Origin of the sequence: Pseudomonas guariconensis, assembly GCF_900102675.1 — a bacterium.
In the GTDB taxonomy this organism is placed as follows: Bacteria; Pseudomonadota; Gammaproteobacteria; order Pseudomonadales; family Pseudomonadaceae; genus Aquipseudomonas; species Aquipseudomonas guariconensis.
In genome coordinates this window covers 83,442-99,696 of sequence record NZ_FMYX01000004.1, presented here as the reverse complement: position 1 = coordinate 99,696, position 16,255 = coordinate 83,442, and the positions used below count along the sequence as shown (strand labels likewise).

The following is a 16,255-nucleotide window of genomic DNA, read 5'->3' as shown; positions in this document are numbered from 1 at the left end:
TACAATGCCCGCCTTGCAGAAATAAGGAATCCGGCTGTGGAAAAATTCAAAGGCGCCCTGATGGTCGGGGTGCTGCGACTGTTCGCCAAGCTGCCCTGGGGCGCAGTGCAGCGGGTCGGCGCGGGTATCGGCTGGCTCATGTGGAAGATCCCCAACGGTTCGCGCAATGTGGTGCGCATCAACCTGGCCAAGTGCTTCCCGGAAATGAACCCGGCCGAGCGCGAACAACTCGTGGGCCGTGCACTGAAGGACATCGGCAAGTCCTTCGTCGAAAGCGCCTGCGCCTGGATCTGGCCTCCCCAGCGCTCGCTGGAGCTGATCAAGGAAGTGCATGGCCTGGAGGTCCTGGAGCAGGCCCTGGCCTCGGGCAAGGGCGTTGTGGGCATCACCAGTCACTTGGGCAATTGGGAGGTGTTGAACCACTTCTATTGCAGCCAGTGCAAACCGATCATCTTCTACCGCCCACCCAAGCTCAAAGCTGTGGATGATCTGCTGCGCGAGCAGCGGGTGCAGATGGGTAACCGCGTGGCGCCTTCGACCAAGGAAGGCATCCTCAGCGTGATCAAGGAAGTGCGTCGGGGCGGTCAGGTGGGAATTCCGGCCGACCCGGAGCCGGCCGAGTCCGCTGGAGTGTTCGTGCCATTTCTCGGCACCCAGGCGTTGACCAGCAAGTTCGTGCCCAACATGCTGGCGGGCGGCAAGGCGGTAGGCGTGTTCCTGCATGCGCTGCGTCTGCCGGATGGCTCTGGCTTCAAGGTGTTCCTGGAAGCTGCGCCCGAGGAGATGTACAGCGAGGATGTGACCGTGGCGGCCGCCGCCATGAGCAAGGTCGTCGAGCGTTACGTACGCGAGTATCCAAGCCAGTACATGTGGAGCATGAAGCGCTTCAAGAAGCGTCCGGCGGGCGAAGCGCGCTGGTATTGAGTTATCCACCGCCGCTGGAACAGGCTCCATACAACTCTGCCTGTTTCAGCAGGGCCCCTGTGGGAGCGGGTTTACCCGCCCCCATAGGGACCGCGTCAACCTGCTGCCTTGTCGAGTTTCTTCAGGAACACCGCCATCTCCTTCTCGGCCTGCTTGTCCCCGTGGGCCTGCGCCGCCGCGATCCCCTCTTCCCAGGCCTTGCGCGCCGCCGCCAGGTCGCCCTGTAGCTGGTAGGCCTTGCCCAGCAGCTTCCAGGCCGCCGAGTACTTCGGATCGTGCTCCACGCAGCGCGCCAAGTGCACCGCCGCCTCGGCACCGTTGCCTTCATCGAGCCACGCCTTGCCCAGGCCAAAGCGTAGCAGGGCGTTATCCACACCCTTGGCCAGCATCTTTTCCAGCGATTCGCGCATGCCGTTTTCTCCCTAGAAGAAACTCAGGCCGACGTGGAACAGCTTTTCCACGTCACGGATGTGCTTTTTATCCACAACGAACAGGATCACATGATCACCCGCTTCGATCACTGTGTCGTCGTGGGCGATCAGCACTTGCTCGTCGCGGATGATCGCGCCGATGGTCGTGCCTGGCGGTAGGGCGATGTCTTCGATGGCCTTGCCGATCACTTTGCTCGACTTGGCATCGCCATGCGCGACCGCCTCGATGGCCTCCGCCGCGCCCCTGCGCAGCGAGTGCACGCTGACGATGTCGCCGCGGCGCACGTGGGCCAACAGCGTACCGATGGTAGCCAGCTGCGGGCTGATGGCGATGTCGATATCGCCGCCCTGGACCAGGTCGACATAGGCCGGGTTGTTGATGATGGTCATCACCTTGCGTGCACCCAGGCGCTTGGCCAGCAACGAGGACATGATATTGGCCTCATCGTCGTTGGTAAGGGCCAGGAAGATGTCGGCGTCGGCGATGTTCTCCTCGAGCATCAGGTCCTTGTCCGAGGCGCTGCCCTGCAGCACCACGGTGCTTTCCAGGGTGTCGGAGAGATGGCGGCAGCGGGTCGGGCTCATCTCGATGATCTTCACCTGGTAACGGCTTTCGATGGCCTCGGCCAAGCGTTCGCCGATCTGCCCGCCCCCGGCGATGACCACGCGCTTGTTGCTTTCATCGATGCGGCGCAGCTCGCCCATCACCGCGCGGATGTCCTTGCGCGCGGCAATGAAGAAGACTTCGTCGTCGGCTTCGATCACCGTATCGCCTCGCGGCGTGATGGGGCGGTCGCGACGGAAGATGGCCGCCACACGGGTATCGACGTTGGGCATGTGGGCGCGGATCTGGCGCAGTTGCTGGCCCACCAGTGGCCCGCCGTAATAGGCCTTGACCGCCACCAGTTGCGCCTTGCCGTCGGCGAAGTCGATCACCTGCAGGGAGCCGGGGTGCTCGATCAGGCGTTTGATGTAGTTGGTCACCACCTGTTCCGGGCTGATCAGCACATCCACCGGGATGTGGTCGTTGTCGAACAGCTCTTCACGAGTCAGGTAGGCCGACTCGCGCACCCGGGCGATCTTGGTCGGGGTGTGGAACAGCGAATAGGCCACCTGGCAGGCGACCATGTTGGTCTCGTCGCTGTTGGTTACCGCCACCAGCATGTCGGCGTCGTCGGCACCGGCCTGGCGCAGCACCGTAGGCAGCGAGCCGCGGCCTTGCACGGTGCGGATGTCCAGGCGGTCGCCCAGGTCGCGCAGGCGGTCGCCGTCGGTGTCGACCACGGTGATGTCGTTGGCTTCGCTGGCCAGGTGCTCTGCCAGCGTGCCGCCCACCTGCCCTGCGCCGAGGATGATGATCTTCATCCGCTACTCCTAGTCCTTGTGCTTATCCGCGCGAGGCGGCGATCTTGATCAGCTTGGCATAGTAGAAGCCGTCGTGGCCGCCCTCCTGGGCCAGCAGCTGGCGGCCGTGGGGCTGGCGCAGGCCGGCCTCGAGTGCCAGGTCCAGCTCGCGGGCACCGGGGGTGCGGGCGAGGAAGGCCTCGATCACTTCGGTGTTTTCGGTCGGCAGGCTCGAACAGGTGGCGTAGACCAGCATGCCGCCGACTTCGAGGGTCGGCCACAGGGCATCGAGCAGCTCGCCTTGCAGCGCGGCCAGGGCCGGGATGTCGTCAGCCTGGCGGGTCAGCTTGATGTCCGGGTGGCGACGGATGACGCCGGTGGCCGAGCAGGGCGCGTCGAGCAGGATGCGCTGGAACGGCTTGCCGTCCCACCAACTGGCGGTGTCGCGGGCATCGCAGGCGATCAGCTGGGCGTCCAGCTGCAAGCGGTCGAGGTTCTCGCGCACCCGCGCCAGGCGCTTGGCTTCCAGGTCGATGGCGACCACTTCGGCCAACCCGGCTTCGGCTTCGAGCAGGTGGCAGGTCTTGCCGCCCGGGGCGCAGCAGGCGTCCAGCACGCGCTGGCCGGGCGCCAGTTCCATGAGGTCGGCGGCCAGTTGCGCGGCCTCGTCCTGCACGCTGACCCAGCCCTCGGCAAAGCCTGGCAGGCCGCGCACGTCACAGGCTTCGGCCAGCAGGATGCCATCGCGACTGTATTGGCAAGGGCTGGCGCTGATGCCGGTCTCGGTCAATAGCGCCAGGTAGGCGTCACGGCTGTGGTGGCGGCGGTTGACCCGCAGGATCATCGGCGGATGGGCGTTGTTGGCAGCGCAAATCGCTTCCCACTGCTGCGGCCAGCATGCCTTGAGCGCCTTTTGCAGCCAACGTGGGTGAGCGGTGCGCACCACCGGGTCGCGCTCCATGTCGGCGAGCAGTGCCTCGCCTTCACGCTGGGCGCGGCGCAGCACGGCATTGAGCAAGCCTTTGGCCCACGGCTTCTTGAGCTTGTCGGCGCAACCGACGGTTTCGCCAATGGCGGCGTGGGCCGGAATGCGGGTGTAGAACAGCTGGTACAGGCCGACCAGCAGCAAGGCCTGAACATCGGCATCGGCGGCCTTGAAGGGCTTTTGCAGCAGCTGGGCGGCCAACAGATCCAGGCGCGGCTGCCAGCGGGCGGTACCGAAGGCCAGGTCCTGGACCAGGCCGCGATCACGCTCCTCGACCTTGTCCAGTTGCGCGGGCAACGAGCTGTTGAGCGAGGCCTTGCCGCTGAGCACGGCGGCCAAGGCACGGGCGGCGGCCAGGCGAGGATTCATTGGCCGAGTACCTTACCGCTAGCGAACTTCTCGCGGCGGCTGTTGAACAGGTCGCTGAAGGCCAGCGGCTTGCCGCCCGGCAGTTGCAGGCGGGTCAGGCTCAGGGCGCCTTCGCCGCAGGCGACCACCAGGCCATCCTTGCTGGCGGAAAGGATCTCGCCAGGGTTGCCCTTGCCTGTGGACAACTGCGCAGCCAGGACCTTGACGCTCTCGCCGTCCAGGGTGCTGTGGCACACCGGCCACGGGTTGAAAGCGCGGATCAGACGCTCCAGCTCTATGGCTGGGCGTTTCCAGTCGATGCGTGCTTCGTCTTTGTTCAGCTTGTGGGCGTAGGTGGCCAGAGCGTCATCCTGAACCTCACCTTGCAAGCTGCCGTCTGCCAGGCCTGCAATGGCCTGCACCACGGCGCCTGGGCCCATCTGGGCGAGGCGGTCGTGCAGGGTGCCGCCGGTGTCCTCGGCGCTGATCGGGGTCACGACCTTGAGCAGCATGGGGCCGGTGTCCAGGCCGGCCTCCATGCGCATCACGGTCACGCCGCTTTCGGCATCGCCGGCTTCGACTGCCCGCTGGATAGGCGCGGCGCCGCGCCAGCGCGGCAGCAGAGAGGCGTGGCTGTTGATGCAGCCCAGGCGCGGGATATCCAGCACCACCTGAGGCAGGATCAAGCCGTAGGCGACTACCACCATCAGGTCTGGCTTGAGCGCGGCAAGCTCCGCCTGGGCCTCGGCGTTGCGCAGGCTCTGCGGTTGGTACACCGGGATGGCGTTTTCAACGGCCAGCTGCTTGACCGCCGAGGGCATGAGTTTCTGGCCACGGCCAGCCGGACGGTCGGGCTGGGTGTAGACGGCCACCACTTCGTAGGGGCTGTCGAGCAGGGCTTTGAGGTGTTCGGCGGCAAACTCTGGGGTGCCTGCGAAGACGATGCGCATGGAGTTCTCGCTTTGAAAAAGAAAAAGGCTTGCCGAAGCAAGCCTTCTGGAAGGTGGGGATCAGGCTTGCTGGCGGTGCTGCTTTTCCAGCTTCTTCTTGATCCGGTCGCGTTTGAGCTGTGACAGGTAGTCGACGAACAGCTTGCCGTTGAGGTGATCGAACTCGTGTTGCACGCACACTGCCAGCAGGCCTTCGCATTCCAGCTCGAACGGCTTGCCGTCGCGGTCCTGGGCCTTGACCCGTACACGCAGGGGACGGTCGACGTTCTCGTAGAAGCCCGGCACCGACAGGCAGCCTTCCTGGTACTGGCCCATGTCGTGGGTCAGCTCTTCGACGCTGGGGTTGATGAAGACGCGCGGCTCGCTGCGGTCTTCGCTGAGGTCCATGACCACGACCTGCTTGTGCACATTGACCTGGGTGGCGGCCAGGCCGATGCCAGGGGCTTCGTACATGGTTTCAAACATGTCGTCGATCAGCTGACGCAGGGCGTCGTCGAACTCCGTCACCGGTTTGGCGATGGTGCGCAGGCGCGGGTCCGGGAATTCGAGAATGTTCAAGATGGCCATAAGGTCAGGCAGTCACTGTGCGTTCGGTTGAAAACTGAGCACACATAATAAAGGGAATCGGGGCATTCGGCACCTGGCAAAGCTCGGCTAGGGTGTGAAAGGACTGCATCAGGTCCATTCCATGGACAGCTTGTCAAAGTATTATCAACAAAGTTATCCACAGGTTGTGCCACGTGGATGACCCCTTGCCGATCAAGGATGATCCGCCATGAACATGCCTGTTGTGCCCGCCTGTCCACCTGCCGAACTCGAGGCGCGTCTGCGTTTGCATCAGCTGCCCGAAGTGGGCCCGCGACGTTTCCACGCCCTGATCGATGCCTTCGGCGATGCCGCTTCGGCCCTCACAGCTCCCGCCAGCGCTTGGCGTGCGCTGGGCTTGCCGGCGGCCTGTGCCGAGGCCCGTCGCAGCGCCGAAGTTCGTGACGGCGCTGCCGCCGCAATGGCCTGGCTAGAGCGTCCGGGCCAGCATTTGCTGATGTGGGACGCCCCTTCGTATCCCGCGCTGCTTGCTGAGACGGACACAGCCCCGCCGCTGCTCTTCGTGGCCGGCGACCCTACATTGCTCGAGCGGCCGCAGCTGGCCGTCGTCGGCAGTCGCCGCGCAACGCCGCCTGCGCTGGACACCGCCAAGGCATTTTCCCGGTGTCTTGCCCAGGCCGGTTTCACCATCACCAGCGGGTTGGCTCTGGGGGTCGATGGTGCCGCTCATCGGGCGGCATTGCAGGCCGGTGGGCACACCGTCGGCGTGCTCGGCACGGGTCTGCAAAAACTTTATCCACAGCGCCATCGCGAGCTGGCCCGGGACATGATCGAAGGTGGCAGTGCGCTGGTGTCGGAGTTTCCCTTGGATGCCAATCCGCATGCCGCGAATTTTCCCCGACGCAACCGGATCATCAGCGGTCTGTCGCTAGGAGTGCTAGTGGTCGAGGCGAGTCTGGCCAGTGGTTCGCTGATCACCGCGCGACTGGCGGCCGAGCAAGGCCGGGAGGTGTACGCCATTCCCGGTTCGATCCACCACCCCGGCTCCAAGGGCTGCCATCAGCTGATCCGCGACGGTGCGTTGCTGGTTGAAAGCGTTGAGCAGATCCTCGACAGCCTCAAAGGCTGGCAAAACCTGCCTCCTGCACCTGTGGAACACTCGGACCACCCATTGCTCGCCCTGCTGCATGCCGCGCCCCAGACCAGCGAAGCCCTGGCCCACAGCAGCGGGCAGCCCCTGGCCCAGGTGCTGGCCAGCCTCACGGAACTGGAGCTGGGTGGGCGGGTGAGCAACGAAGCTGGGCGTTGGTTTGCCCGAAACAGCTAAGTACACTGCGCATCAGGCTTAAATGCGGAGAGACAAAATGGTGAGCAGTTGGCGTGTGCAACAAGCCGCACGTGAGATTCGGGCAGGTGCGGTCATCGCCTATCCGACAGAAGCGGTCTGGGGCTTGGGCTGCGACCCATGGAACGAGGACGCGGTGTATCGCCTGCTGGCGCTCAAGTCGCGGCCTGTGGATAAAGGGCTGATTCTGGTCGCTGACAACATTCGACAGTTCGATTTCCTGTTCGAGGATTTTCCACAGGACTGGATCGACCGCATGGGCAGTACTTGGCCTGGGCCGAACACCTGGCTGGTACCGCACCAGGACCTGTTGCCTGAATGGGTGACCGGGATGCACGACACCGTAGCCCTGCGGGTCAGCGATCACCCCTTGGTGCGCGAGCTGTGCGCGCTGGTCGGGCCGCTGATTTCCACCTCGTGCAACCCAGGCGGGCGCCCGGCGGCCAAGAGCCGGTTGCGGGTGGAGCAGTATTTCCATGGCCAATTGGACCTGGTGCTCGGCGGAGCGCTGGGTGGGCGAAAGAATCCGAGCGTGATTCGCGACCTGGTGACAGGCGAGGTCGTTCGGGCCGGCTGACCCAGGGAGGGCCCGGCGATGGATCGCCACGCGGCCCTTAGGTATTGCAGGACTTTTCTGATTTCCTCCGCCCGGCTGTCCAGCTGGAATTTAGGGAAATACCCTACCTATCCGTCAGCTGCCGTCACCTTCCGGCAGGGAACCCATGTCTCTAGGCTCCAGACCGTCGCCAAACAACTTGGTGATCGGGTGTGGTAACCCGCCAATTCTGGAGCATTTGCAGCCTATGGCGGCTGTGCGCGGGAGGCTTTTGCCTGCCGGGAGTGCCTCCAGTCCGGTTTACCACTCCGCGTACAGCTGCCACCCAAACCGTGTGGTAACGGACGGGTGTCAGCTCCAACTCTGGAGCAAACGATGAAAAAGCTTGTCCCTGATCCACCTCTACCCAACACCACATCTCGCCCTTTCGGCCGCTGCGACGCCGGTCATCCTCCCCTCTTCTCCACAAACCGTGACATCTCTGCCCACGACGCCCTCGTCCACGTAGCGCTTTACCTGCGCTGCGCCTACGAGACTGGCCTGCAGGCACTCGAACACCTGCACGAGTCAGGCCGCGGCATGTACTGGTCGAACCTGCACGCGATTGAAATGGCAGAGGGCTTGGTGGAGGCGATGCTCGATGGCATCGAGTCGGCGCCGGCAACCATCAGGACCGCCGGCTAAGCGGTGGGCGCTGTGGGAGCGGGTAAAACCGCTCCCCACCGGTGGCGTTCTGAATCAACCCACCGCGTAACGGCCTCGGATCAGGGCAGCAGCACAGTCGAGCCAACGGTTCTGCGTGCCGACAGCTCCGTCTGGGCCTTGGCCGCTTCGCTCAGCGGATACCGCTGCTGGATATCCACAACCAACTTGCCGCTGCTGATCATGCCGAACAAATCGTCGGCCATGGCCTGGGTGTTCTCGGCATTGTTGGCATAGCTGCCCAAGGTCGGCCGGGTCACGTACAGCGAGCCCTTCTGCGAGAGGATCCCAAGGTTCACCCCGGTCACTGCGCCCGACGCATTGCCGAAGCTCACCATCAAGCCGCGTGGACGCAGGCAGTCCAGCGAAGTGAGCCAGGTGTCGGCGCCCACACCGTCATAGACCACCGCGCACTTCTGGCCGTCGGTCAGCTCCAGCACGCGCTTGGCCACGTCCTCATGGCTGTAATCGATGGTCGCCCAGGCGCCCAGAGCCTTGGCGCGTTCGGCTTTTTCGGCGGAACTGACCGTGCCGATCAGCTTGGCACCCAGGGCTTTCGCCCACTGGCAGGCCAATGAGCCCACGCCACCGGCAGCAGCATGGAACAGGATGAAATCGCCCGGTTGCACGGCGTAGGTCTGCTTGAGCAGGTATTGGGTGGTCAGGCCCTTGAGCATCACTGCGGCGGCCTGTTCGAAGCTGATGGCCTCCGGCAACATGACCACGTTGGCCTCTGGCAGGGTGTGCACCTCGCTATAGGCGCCCAGCGGCCCGCCGGCATAAGCCACGCGATCGCCCACTTTCAGCCGGCTGACGCCTTCGCCGACCGCGTCGATCACGCCGGCAGCTTCGGTACCCAGGCCTGAGGGCAGCGCGGGCGGCGCGTACAGGCCGCTGCGAAAATAGGTGTCGATGAAGTTCAGCCCGATCGCGTGGTTGCGCACGCGGACTTGTTGCGGGCCCGGAGGAGCGGGTTCGAACTCGACCAGCTGCAGGACTTCCGGGCCGCCGTGCTGGTTGAACTGGATACGCTTGGCCATCTCACACTCCGTTGTCTGGGAATCGGGAAGGCCTTCTATCGGACGCCTTTGCTTGATCGCCGTCAACTGCGGCGTAGCTTGCGCCGATGGTATGCTAGCCGGCACATTTTTCCGCTCCTTCCAGGTGACCCGATGACCAGCCGCACCGAGGCCGTGAAAGCCTACCTGCTCGACCTGCAAGACCGCATCTGCTCTGCCCTCGAAAACGAAGACGGCGGCGCCCGCTTCGTCGAGGATGCCTGGGTGCGCGAAGCCGGGGGCGGTGGCCGCACGCGGGTGATCGGTGAAGGCAAGGTGATCGAAAAGGGTGGTGTTAACTTCTCCCACGTGTTCGGTGCCGGCCTGCCGCCATCGGCCAGTGCGCATCGCCCGGAACTGGCGGGCCGTGGTTTCGAGGCGTTGGGCGTGTCGCTGGTGATCCACCCGCACAACCCACATGTGCCTACCTCCCACGCCAACGTGCGGTTCTTCATCGCCGAGAAGGAAGGCGAGGAGCCGGTGTGGTGGTTCGGCGGTGGTTTCGACCTGACGCCTTACTACGGCAACGAAGAAGACTGCATCCACTGGCACCGGGTCGCCGAGCAGGCCTGCGCGCCGTTCGGCGCCGATGTGTACCCGCGCTACAAGGCCTGGTGCGACCGGTACTTCCACCTCAAGCACCGGGGCGAGCCACGGGGCATTGGCGGGCTGTTCTTCGATGACCTGAACGAGTGGGACTTCGACACCTGCTTCGCCTTCCTGCGCGCCATCGGCGATGCCTACATCGAGGCCTACCTGCCGATCGTCCAGCGCCGCAAGGCCACGCCGTACACCCCCGCACAGCGCGAGTTCCAAGAGTTCCGCCGGGGGCGTTATGTGGAATTCAACCTGGTCTACGACCGCGGCACCTTGTTCGGCCTGCAATCGGGCGGTCGCACCGAGTCGATTCTCATGTCGCTGCCGCCGCAGGTCCGCTGGGGCTATGACTGGAAACCCGAGCTGGGCAGCGAGGAAGCGCGCCTGACCGAGTACTTCCTGCAGGACCGTGACTGGCTCAATCAGTAAGCCTGTGGATAACGAGGAGTTCCCATGGACCAATACGTCGTTTTCGGTAACCCCATCGGCCACAGCAAGTCGCCGTTGATCCACCGCCTGTTCGCCGACCAGACCGGCCAGGACTTGGAATACAGCACCCTGCTGGCCCCGCTGGATGATTTCAGCGATTGCGCCCGCGGCTTCTTCAAGCAAGGCGCGGGGGCCAACGTCACCGTGCCGTTCAAGGAAGAAGCCTTCCGCCTGTGCGACAGCCTCACGCCAAGGGCCCAGCGTGCAGGTGCCGTGAACACCTTGAGCAAACTGGCCGACGGCACGCTGCAGGGCGACAACACCGATGGCGCCGGCCTGGTGCGGGACCTGACGGTCAATGCCGGCGTGGAGCTTGCCGGCAAGCGCATCCTGATTCTTGGTGCCGGTGGTGCGGTGCGCGGCGTGTTGCAGCCAATTCTGGCGCATCACCCGCAGTCGCTGGTGATCGCCAACCGCACGGTGGTAAAAGCCGAGCAACTGGCCCGGGAGTTCGATGACCTGGGGCCGGTGGTGGCCAGTGGTTTTGCCTGGTTGCAGGAGCCGGTGGACCTGATCATCAATGCCACCTCGGCGAGCCTGGCGGGTGAGTTGCCGCCGATTGCCGACAGCTTGGTCGAGCCGGGGCGCACGGTCTGCTACGACATGATGTATGGCAAGGAACCGACGCCGTTCTGCCAGTGGGCCACCCGGTTGGGCGCGGCCAAGGTGCTCGATGGGCTGGGGATGCTGGCCGAGCAGGCGGCCGAGGCGTTCTTCACCTGGCGTGGGGTGCGGCCGGATACGGCACCTGTGCTGGATGAGCTCCGGCGGCAGTTGGCGCGAGGCTGACAGAGTTGGGCCGCACAGCGGCCCTCATCACTCTTCGAAGCGGATCGGGCACAGCGCGGCGCCTTCAAGCTTTTGCAATTCTTCGATCACCTGCGGCCTGGCACGATGCAAGGTGAGGCTCCCGCCATTACGCTTCAGTCGCCGTGCTTCGCGGTGCAGCATGTCCACCCCTGAGTAGTCGATGAAATTGATCTGCCGAGCGTCGATCACGACCTGCGGCCCTTGGCAGCGTTGCAGGCGTACCTGAAGATAATGAGCGGCGCCGAAGAAGATCGACCCCCCTACCCGCAGCACATCGATCCCCCCTTCCCGGCTCTGTTGCACCCGTGGCCGCGAGGTGCGCTTGAGATAGAAGAACAGCGATGCCAGCACGCCCGCATAGATCGCAGTCTGCAATTCCAGCAGCAAAGTGGCGGCGGCAGTCAACGCCATGACGAGAAACTCCGAGCGGCTGACCCGAAACAGCGAGCGGATGGCCCGGTGATCCACCAACCCCCAACAGATCAGCAGAATGCTGCCGGCCATGGCTGGAATCGGCAGGTGTGCGATCAGCCCGGCGCCGGTGACGGCGAACAGGGCCACCCACAATGCCGAGAACACCCCGGCCAATGGCGAACGGGCGCCTGCGTCGTAGCTCAAGCCTGAGCGGGTGAACGAGCCCGATGACAGATAACCGGAAAACAGCGCGCCGACCATGTTCGACAGGCCCTGGGCACGGATCTCCTGATTGGCGTCGATCAACTGCTCGGAGCGCGCCGACAACGACCGGGCAATCGACAGGCTGGTCACCAGCCCGAGCATGCCCACCGCCACGGCGCTGGGCAGCAGGCGCAGGATCAGTTCCAAATCCAGCAGCGGCAACGGGCTCAAGGGCGGCAACTGGCCAACGAAGGCAGGCACCCTGGGCACGTGACCAAAGACGCTCGGCAGCAGCCAGGCAATGACGCTGACCACCACCAGGCTGATCAACAGGCTGGGCCAGCGTGGGCGCCAGAGCTTGAGCACTACACCGATCAGCAGGGTCGCCAGGCCCAGGGCCAGCGACGGCAGGTCGACCTCGCCGGCATGGTTGAGTAAGTCCTGCAATGTGCGCAGCGCCGTGGCCTGGCTGGGCAGGTCCATGCCCATGAGGTTGGGCAACTGACCGAGGGCGATCACCACCGCAGCGCCCAAGGTGAACCCGAGCACCACGGAGTGGGAGACGAAATTGACCAGCGCGCCGAAACGCAGCATCCCCAGCAATAGCTGGAACACGCCGCCCAGGAAGGTCAGCAGCAGCACCAAGGTGATGTAATCGTCGCTACCAGCCACGGCAAGCGGGCTGATGCTGGCGTAAAGCACGATGGAGATGGCTGCGGTCGGGCCGCAGATCAGGTGCCAGGACGAGCCCCACAGGCAGGCCACCAGCACCGGCACGATGGCGGCATACAGGCCATATTCGGCGGGCAGGCCGGCGATCAGGGCGTAGGCGATCGATTGCGGTAGCGCGAGGATCGCGCCGCTGAGGCCCACCAGCAGGTCCTGGCGCAGGCTGCGGCCCGATTGACGGGGGAGCCAAGTGAGGAAGGGCAGCAGGTGGCTCAGGTGGGGCATGGGGAGTACAGATTCCTGGAGATTTTTCACCAGCCCTGTGGGCGCGGGTATACCCGTGTCCACAGGGGTTATGTGTCGCTCAGCGGATCAAAGTCTAGCTTTTACAGCCTCTTGGGCATCCCCACCTTCTTTGGTGGTCACCCCGGCCAGCCAAGTGTTCAACGATTCTGGATGCGCCTTCACCCAGGCCTTGGCCGCTTCATCGAAACTCACCTTCTTGTCCACAACCTCGGCCATGATGCTGTTTTCCATCTCCAGACTGAAGCGCAGGTTGCCCAGCAGTTTCGCTGCATTTGGGCAGGCCTGTGGATAACCCTTGCGCACCAGGGTGTACACCTCCCCCTTATCGCCGAACCACTGCTCGCCGCCCGTCAAATAATGCATCTTGAGCTTCACGTTCATCGGGTGCGGTGTCCAGCCGAGGAAGGTGATGAACTGTTTTTTCTGCACCGCACGCTGGACCTGAGCCAGCATCGCCTGTTCGCTGGATTCGACGAGCTTCCACTGCCCCAGGCCGAAGGCGTTCTTGCCGATGATTTCTTTGAGCGACAGGTTGGCCGGTGCCCCGGAGCCGATGCCGTAGAGCTTGTTGCCGAACGCGTCGGCATGTTTTTGCAGGTCAGCGAAGTCTTTCACGCCGGCCTCCCAGACGTAATCCGGCACCGCGAGGGTGAATTGCGTACCTTCAAGGTTGCGCGCCAGACGCTGCACGTCGCCGTTGGCGACGAACTTGTCGTGAAAGCCCTGCTGCGCGGGCATCCAGTTGCCCAGGAAGGCATCCACCTGACCGTCCTTGAGGCCGCCGAAGATGATCGGTACGGCCAGGTTGTCGATCTTCACCTGGTAGCCGAGGCTCTCCAGGAGCAGGCGGGCCACGGCATTGGTGGAGGCGATGTCGCTCCAGCCGGGGTCGGCCATTTTGACGGTGGTGCATTGGCTATCGCTGTCGGCGTGGGCGGGGATGGCGGTCAGGCCCAGGGCCAGGGCGATCAGGGCGGTGGAGAACTTCTTCATGGCGGTCTCTCTGCTCAATCCAGGGGTGCGGGCTGTGGATAACGTGCCTTGCGCTCGAGGTCGTCGAGATCGATGTGGTTGCGCATGTACTGTTGGCTGGCGTCCACCCAGGGTTGGTGGTCCCAGCTTTTGAGCTTGCCGATGGAAAGCGCCTCTGCCACCAGACGACGACGGCGCTGGCTGGCCAGCACTTGCTGGCGCAGGACGGGAATGTCCCAGCGTTGGCGGGCTTGATCGACAAATGCCTGCAGCAGCGCCTGATGATCCGGGCTGCCGGTGAGGTTCTCCCGCTCGTGCGGGTCGCGGCTCAGGTCATAGAGTAGACATGGGTCGTCCTCGCTGTACACGAACTTGTATGGGCCTCGGCGGATCATCATCAGCGGGCCGACGGTGCCCTCGGCCATGTATTCGCCGATCACCTCGTCATGCCCACCCTGCCCTTGCAGGTGCCCGACCAGGGAGCGGCCATCCAGGTGCAGGGCTGGTTCGACTGCGCCACCAGCCAGCTCCACCAGGGTTGGTAACAGGTCACAGGTGGAGACGTTGGCGCTGATCCGCGCCGGGGCGAAGCGTTTGGGCGCGTGCACCAGAAGTGGCACCCGGGCCGACATCTCGAACCAGTGCATCTTGTACCAGAGCCCGCGCTCGCCAAGCATGTCGCCGTGGTCACCGGAAAATACGATCAGGGTGTCCTCGGCCAGGTCGCATTCCTCCAGGGTCTGCAGGAGCTTGCCGATGTTGTCGTCGATATAGCTGCAGGCGCCGAAATAGGCGCGGCGGGCATCGCGGACCTTGTGCGGCGGCAGGGGTTTGTCCCACAGGTCATAGACCTTGAGCAGGCGTTGGGAGTGCGGGTCCTGCTCGTCTTGGGCAATGGTTGCAAGCGGCATGGGGATATCCACACCGTCGTACAGATCCCAGTAGTGCTTGGGAATCGTGTAGGGGTCATGGGGGTGCGTCATGGAGACGGTCAGGCAGAACGGCCGGCCGTCGCCCTCGCGAACATGGTCGTAGAGATACTGGCGGGCCTTGAACACCACCTCTTCATCGAAATCCAGTTGGTTGGTGCGCACGCAGGGCCCGGCCTGCAGTACCGAGGACATGTTGTGGTACCAGCTCGGGCGCAGGTCGGGTGCGTCCCAGTTCACGGCCCAACCGTAGTCGGCCGGGTAGATGTCGCTGGTCAGTCGTTCTTCGTAGCCGTGCAGTTGGTCTGGCCCACAGAAATGCATCTTGCCAGAGAGCGCGGTGCGATAGCCCAGGCGACGCAGGTAATGAGCATAAGTGGGCACGTCGGCTGGGAAATCCGCAGCGTTGTCGTAGGCACCAATGCGGCTGGGCAGTTGCCCGCTGACCAGGGTGAAGCGCGAGGGTGCGCACAGCGGGCTGTTGCAGTACGCAGCGTCGAACACTACCGCCTGTTCGGCCAGGCGGCTCAAGTGCGGCATCTTGATGGGGGATGAGCTGTAGATGGGCAGCAAGGGCGCGGCCATCTGGTCGGCCATGATGAACAGGATGTTGGGTCGCTTCATGGGGGCCTTCCATCGTTGGAGGTTATGGGAACCGCTTGCGATCGAGGATGCGACTGTGGATAACATGGGTAAAGCCCATGCCGGGCAATGAGTGGGATTAGCTACGCTTATGTTTGAGCACCTCGCTGACGTTTCTCTGGATACCTTGCGGGTCTTCGAGGCTGCCGCCCGGTTGCGGGGCTTTACCGCTGCGGCATTGGAGTTGGGCACTACGCAGCCGGCGGTGAGCCAGCAGGTCAAGCGCCTGGAGGCCCAGTTGGGCACGCGCCTGTTCGACCGGATCTACCGGGGAATTGAGTTGACCGAGACCGGCCAGGCGCTGTTCGAGCAGATTCACCAAGCGTTGCTGGCGATGGACGACGGCATCGCCCAGGCCAGTGGGCGCGGCCAGCGCGAAGTGTTGCAGGTGGCCACCGACTTCGCCTTTGCGGCCTTTTGGCTGATGCCACGGTTGCCGCGCTTCCATGAGGCTTATCCACAGGTGGACGTCAGCCTGGTGACCGGTGAGCGTAGTCAGGCCATGCTGCGTCCGGACATCGACGTGGCGGTGCTGTTTGGCGATGGCCGTTTTCACCAGGGCGAGAGCCGCTGGCTGTTCGACGAAGAGGTCTTCCCTGTCTGCAGCCCCAACCTGATGCGTGGCAAACCCGCGTCAGCCGAGGCTTTGCAACGATTACCCCTGCTTCATCTGCGCGGTGAACAGGCCAGTCGCTGGTTCGATTGGACGGGGGTCTTTCGAGGGTTCGGTCTGCACAGTCCACCCCCGCCTGGGCAGATGCGTTTCGACAATTACACGCTGTTGATCCAGGCGGCGATTGCCGGCCAAGGTGTGGCGATCGGTTGGCGACATTTGGTGGATGGGCTGGTGGACCAAGGGCTATTGTGCCGGCCGCTCGAAGGCAGTTTGCGCTCGACGCGCGGGTATTACGTGGTATTGCCGCCGCGCAAGCGGCGTGGGGCGTTGATCCAGCGGTTCGTGGATTGGCTGGAGCAGGAGCGAGGGCTGTGATGCCACGGGCGCTGCTTTGCGGCCCAGCGCAGGCAGCCCCGCG

General features: G+C 64.1%; 16 protein-coding genes. 7 read left to right on the top strand and 9 right to left on the bottom strand.

Annotated features, from left to right (window positions below; all coding sequences use genetic code 11):
• The first annotated feature begins 36 nt into the window (after positions 1-36).
• Positions 37-924 carry a lysophospholipid acyltransferase gene (locus tag BLS27_RS08345; RefSeq protein WP_043207587.1) on the top strand — a complete coding sequence of 296 codons (888 nt, stop codon included), beginning with the start codon at positions 37-39 and terminating at the stop codon, positions 922-924.
• A 95-nt stretch (positions 925-1,019) separates the two neighbouring features.
• On the opposite strand, the gene BLS27_RS08340 is transcribed toward BLS27_RS08345, so the two are convergent.
• From BLS27_RS08340 to def, 5 genes are read right to left on the bottom strand one after another with little or no spacing between them, the layout of a single operon-like run.
• Positions 1,020-1,334, bottom strand: a complete 315-nt coding sequence (locus BLS27_RS08340) for a tetratricopeptide repeat protein (protein ID WP_043207591.1) — start codon at positions 1,332-1,334, stop codon at positions 1,020-1,022.
• Positions 1,335-1,346: 12 nt separating this feature from the next.
• Positions 1,347-2,720: a Trk system potassium transporter TrkA gene (trkA, locus tag BLS27_RS08335; RefSeq protein WP_043207594.1), complete on the bottom strand. Its 1,374-nt coding sequence runs from the start codon at positions 2,718-2,720 to the stop codon at positions 1,347-1,349.
• 22 nt (positions 2,721-2,742) lie between these two features.
• Positions 2,743-4,053, bottom strand: a complete 1,311-nt coding sequence (rsmB, locus tag BLS27_RS08330) for a 16S rRNA (cytosine(967)-C(5))-methyltransferase RsmB (RefSeq protein ID WP_090344116.1) — start codon at positions 4,051-4,053, stop codon at positions 2,743-2,745.
• Positions 4,050-4,982 (bottom strand): methionyl-tRNA formyltransferase, encoded by a 933-nt coding sequence (gene fmt / locus BLS27_RS08325; protein ID WP_043207598.1) that lies wholly within the window; start codon positions 4,980-4,982, stop codon positions 4,050-4,052. Before fmt ends, rsmB begins: the two co-directional genes overlap by 4 nt.
• A 60-nt stretch (positions 4,983-5,042) precedes the next feature.
• Positions 5,043-5,549, bottom strand: a complete 507-nt coding sequence (gene def / locus BLS27_RS08320) for a peptide deformylase (protein WP_016394290.1) — start codon at positions 5,547-5,549, stop codon at positions 5,043-5,045.
• A 208-nt stretch (positions 5,550-5,757) separates the two neighbouring features.
• On the opposite strand from def, the gene dprA reads away from it, so the two are divergent.
• The 3 genes from dprA (at position 5,758) to BLS27_RS08305 (ending at position 8,113) form a co-directional block, all read left to right on the top strand.
• Positions 5,758-6,855 (top strand): DNA-processing protein DprA, encoded by a 1,098-nt coding sequence (dprA, locus tag BLS27_RS08315; RefSeq protein WP_425262099.1) that lies wholly within the window; start codon positions 5,758-5,760, stop codon positions 6,853-6,855.
• A gap of 37 nt (positions 6,856-6,892) precedes the next feature.
• Positions 6,893-7,450, top strand: coding sequence for an L-threonylcarbamoyladenylate synthase type 1 TsaC (gene tsaC, locus BLS27_RS08310; protein ID WP_043207599.1), 558 nt, complete (start codon positions 6,893-6,895; stop codon positions 7,448-7,450).
• Positions 7,451-7,804: 354 nt separating this feature from the next.
• Positions 7,805-8,113, top strand: a complete 309-nt coding sequence (locus BLS27_RS08305) for a hypothetical protein (protein WP_043207602.1) — start codon at positions 7,805-7,807, stop codon at positions 8,111-8,113.
• Positions 8,114-8,193: 80 nt separating this feature from the next.
• Here the strand turns inward: BLS27_RS08305 and BLS27_RS08300 are convergent, their stop codons facing one another.
• Positions 8,194-9,171 (bottom strand): NADPH:quinone reductase, encoded by a 978-nt coding sequence (locus tag BLS27_RS08300; protein ID WP_090344114.1) that lies wholly within the window; start codon positions 9,169-9,171, stop codon positions 8,194-8,196.
• Between the two features lie 132 nt (positions 9,172-9,303).
• Between BLS27_RS08300 and hemF the strand changes: the two genes are divergently transcribed.
• Together hemF and aroE are read left to right on the top strand one after the other, a co-directional pair.
• The gene (hemF, locus tag BLS27_RS08295) at positions 9,304-10,215 is read left to right on the top strand and encodes an oxygen-dependent coproporphyrinogen oxidase (RefSeq protein ID WP_090344111.1); all 912 of its coding nucleotides are present in this window, start codon (positions 9,304-9,306) and stop codon (positions 10,213-10,215) included.
• A 24-nt stretch (positions 10,216-10,239) separates the two neighbouring features.
• Positions 10,240-11,064 carry a shikimate dehydrogenase gene (aroE, locus tag BLS27_RS08290; protein WP_090344107.1) on the top strand — a complete coding sequence of 275 codons (825 nt, stop codon included), beginning with the start codon at positions 10,240-10,242 and terminating at the stop codon, positions 11,062-11,064.
• 27 nt (positions 11,065-11,091) lie between these two features.
• Here the strand turns inward: aroE and BLS27_RS08285 are convergent, their stop codons facing one another.
• The 3 genes from BLS27_RS08285 to betC all read right to left on the bottom strand — a co-directional run bounded on the left by BLS27_RS08285 (position 11,092) and on the right by betC (position 15,203).
• Positions 11,092-12,657, bottom strand: coding sequence for a SulP family inorganic anion transporter (locus BLS27_RS08285; RefSeq protein WP_090344104.1), 1,566 nt, complete (start codon positions 12,655-12,657; stop codon positions 11,092-11,094).
• Positions 12,658-12,744: 87 nt separating this feature from the next.
• Positions 12,745-13,671, bottom strand: a complete 927-nt coding sequence (gene choX / locus BLS27_RS08280; protein WP_090344101.1) for a choline ABC transporter substrate-binding protein — start codon at positions 13,669-13,671, stop codon at positions 12,745-12,747.
• Positions 13,672-13,685: 14 nt separating this feature from the next.
• Positions 13,686-15,203, bottom strand: coding sequence for a choline-sulfatase (betC, locus tag BLS27_RS08275; RefSeq protein WP_090344099.1), 1,518 nt, complete (start codon positions 15,201-15,203; stop codon positions 13,686-13,688).
• A 109-nt stretch (positions 15,204-15,312) separates the two neighbouring features.
• Here betC and BLS27_RS08270 point away from each other — a divergent pair, with 109 nt between their 5' ends.
• A complete protein-coding gene (locus BLS27_RS08270; RefSeq protein WP_090344097.1) occupies positions 15,313-16,212 on the top strand; it encodes a choline sulfate utilization transcriptional regulator in 900 nt (299 codons plus the stop codon).
• Positions 16,213-16,255 lie beyond the last annotated feature (43 nt).

Coding starts and splice junctions, on each gene's coding strand:
- BLS27_RS08340 (WP_043207591.1), bottom strand. CDS start 1,334: ATGCGCGAATCGCTGGAAAAGATGCTGGCCAAGGGTGTGGATAACGCC.
- trkA (WP_043207594.1), bottom strand. CDS start 2,720: ATGAAGATCATCATCCTCGGCGCAGGGCAGGTGGGCGGCACGCTGGCA.
- rsmB (WP_090344116.1), bottom strand. CDS start 4,053: ATGAATCCTCGCCTGGCCGCCGCCCGTGCCTTGGCCGCCGTGCTCAGC.
- fmt (WP_043207598.1), bottom strand. CDS start 4,982: ATGCGCATCGTCTTCGCAGGCACCCCAGAGTTTGCCGCCGAACACCTC.
- def (WP_016394290.1), bottom strand. CDS start 5,549: ATGGCCATCTTGAACATTCTCGAATTCCCGGACCCGCGCCTGCGCACC.
- dprA (WP_425262099.1), top strand. CDS start 5,758: ATGAACATGCCTGTTGTGCCCGCCTGTCCACCTGCCGAACTCGAGGCG.
- tsaC (WP_043207599.1), top strand. CDS start 6,893: ATGGTGAGCAGTTGGCGTGTGCAACAAGCCGCACGTGAGATTCGGGCA.
- BLS27_RS08305 (WP_043207602.1), top strand. CDS start 7,805: ATGAAAAAGCTTGTCCCTGATCCACCTCTACCCAACACCACATCTCGC.
- BLS27_RS08300 (WP_090344114.1), bottom strand. CDS start 9,171: ATGGCCAAGCGTATCCAGTTCAACCAGCACGGCGGCCCGGAAGTCCTG.
- hemF (WP_090344111.1), top strand. CDS start 9,304: ATGACCAGCCGCACCGAGGCCGTGAAAGCCTACCTGCTCGACCTGCAA.
- aroE (WP_090344107.1), top strand. CDS start 10,240: ATGGACCAATACGTCGTTTTCGGTAACCCCATCGGCCACAGCAAGTCG.
- BLS27_RS08285 (WP_090344104.1), bottom strand. CDS start 12,657: ATGCCCCACCTGAGCCACCTGCTGCCCTTCCTCACTTGGCTCCCCCGT.
- choX (WP_090344101.1), bottom strand. CDS start 13,671: ATGAAGAAGTTCTCCACCGCCCTGATCGCCCTGGCCCTGGGCCTGACC.
- betC (WP_090344099.1), bottom strand. CDS start 15,203: ATGAAGCGACCCAACATCCTGTTCATCATGGCCGACCAGATGGCCGCG.
- BLS27_RS08270 (WP_090344097.1), top strand. CDS start 15,313: ATGTTTGAGCACCTCGCTGACGTTTCTCTGGATACCTTGCGGGTCTTC.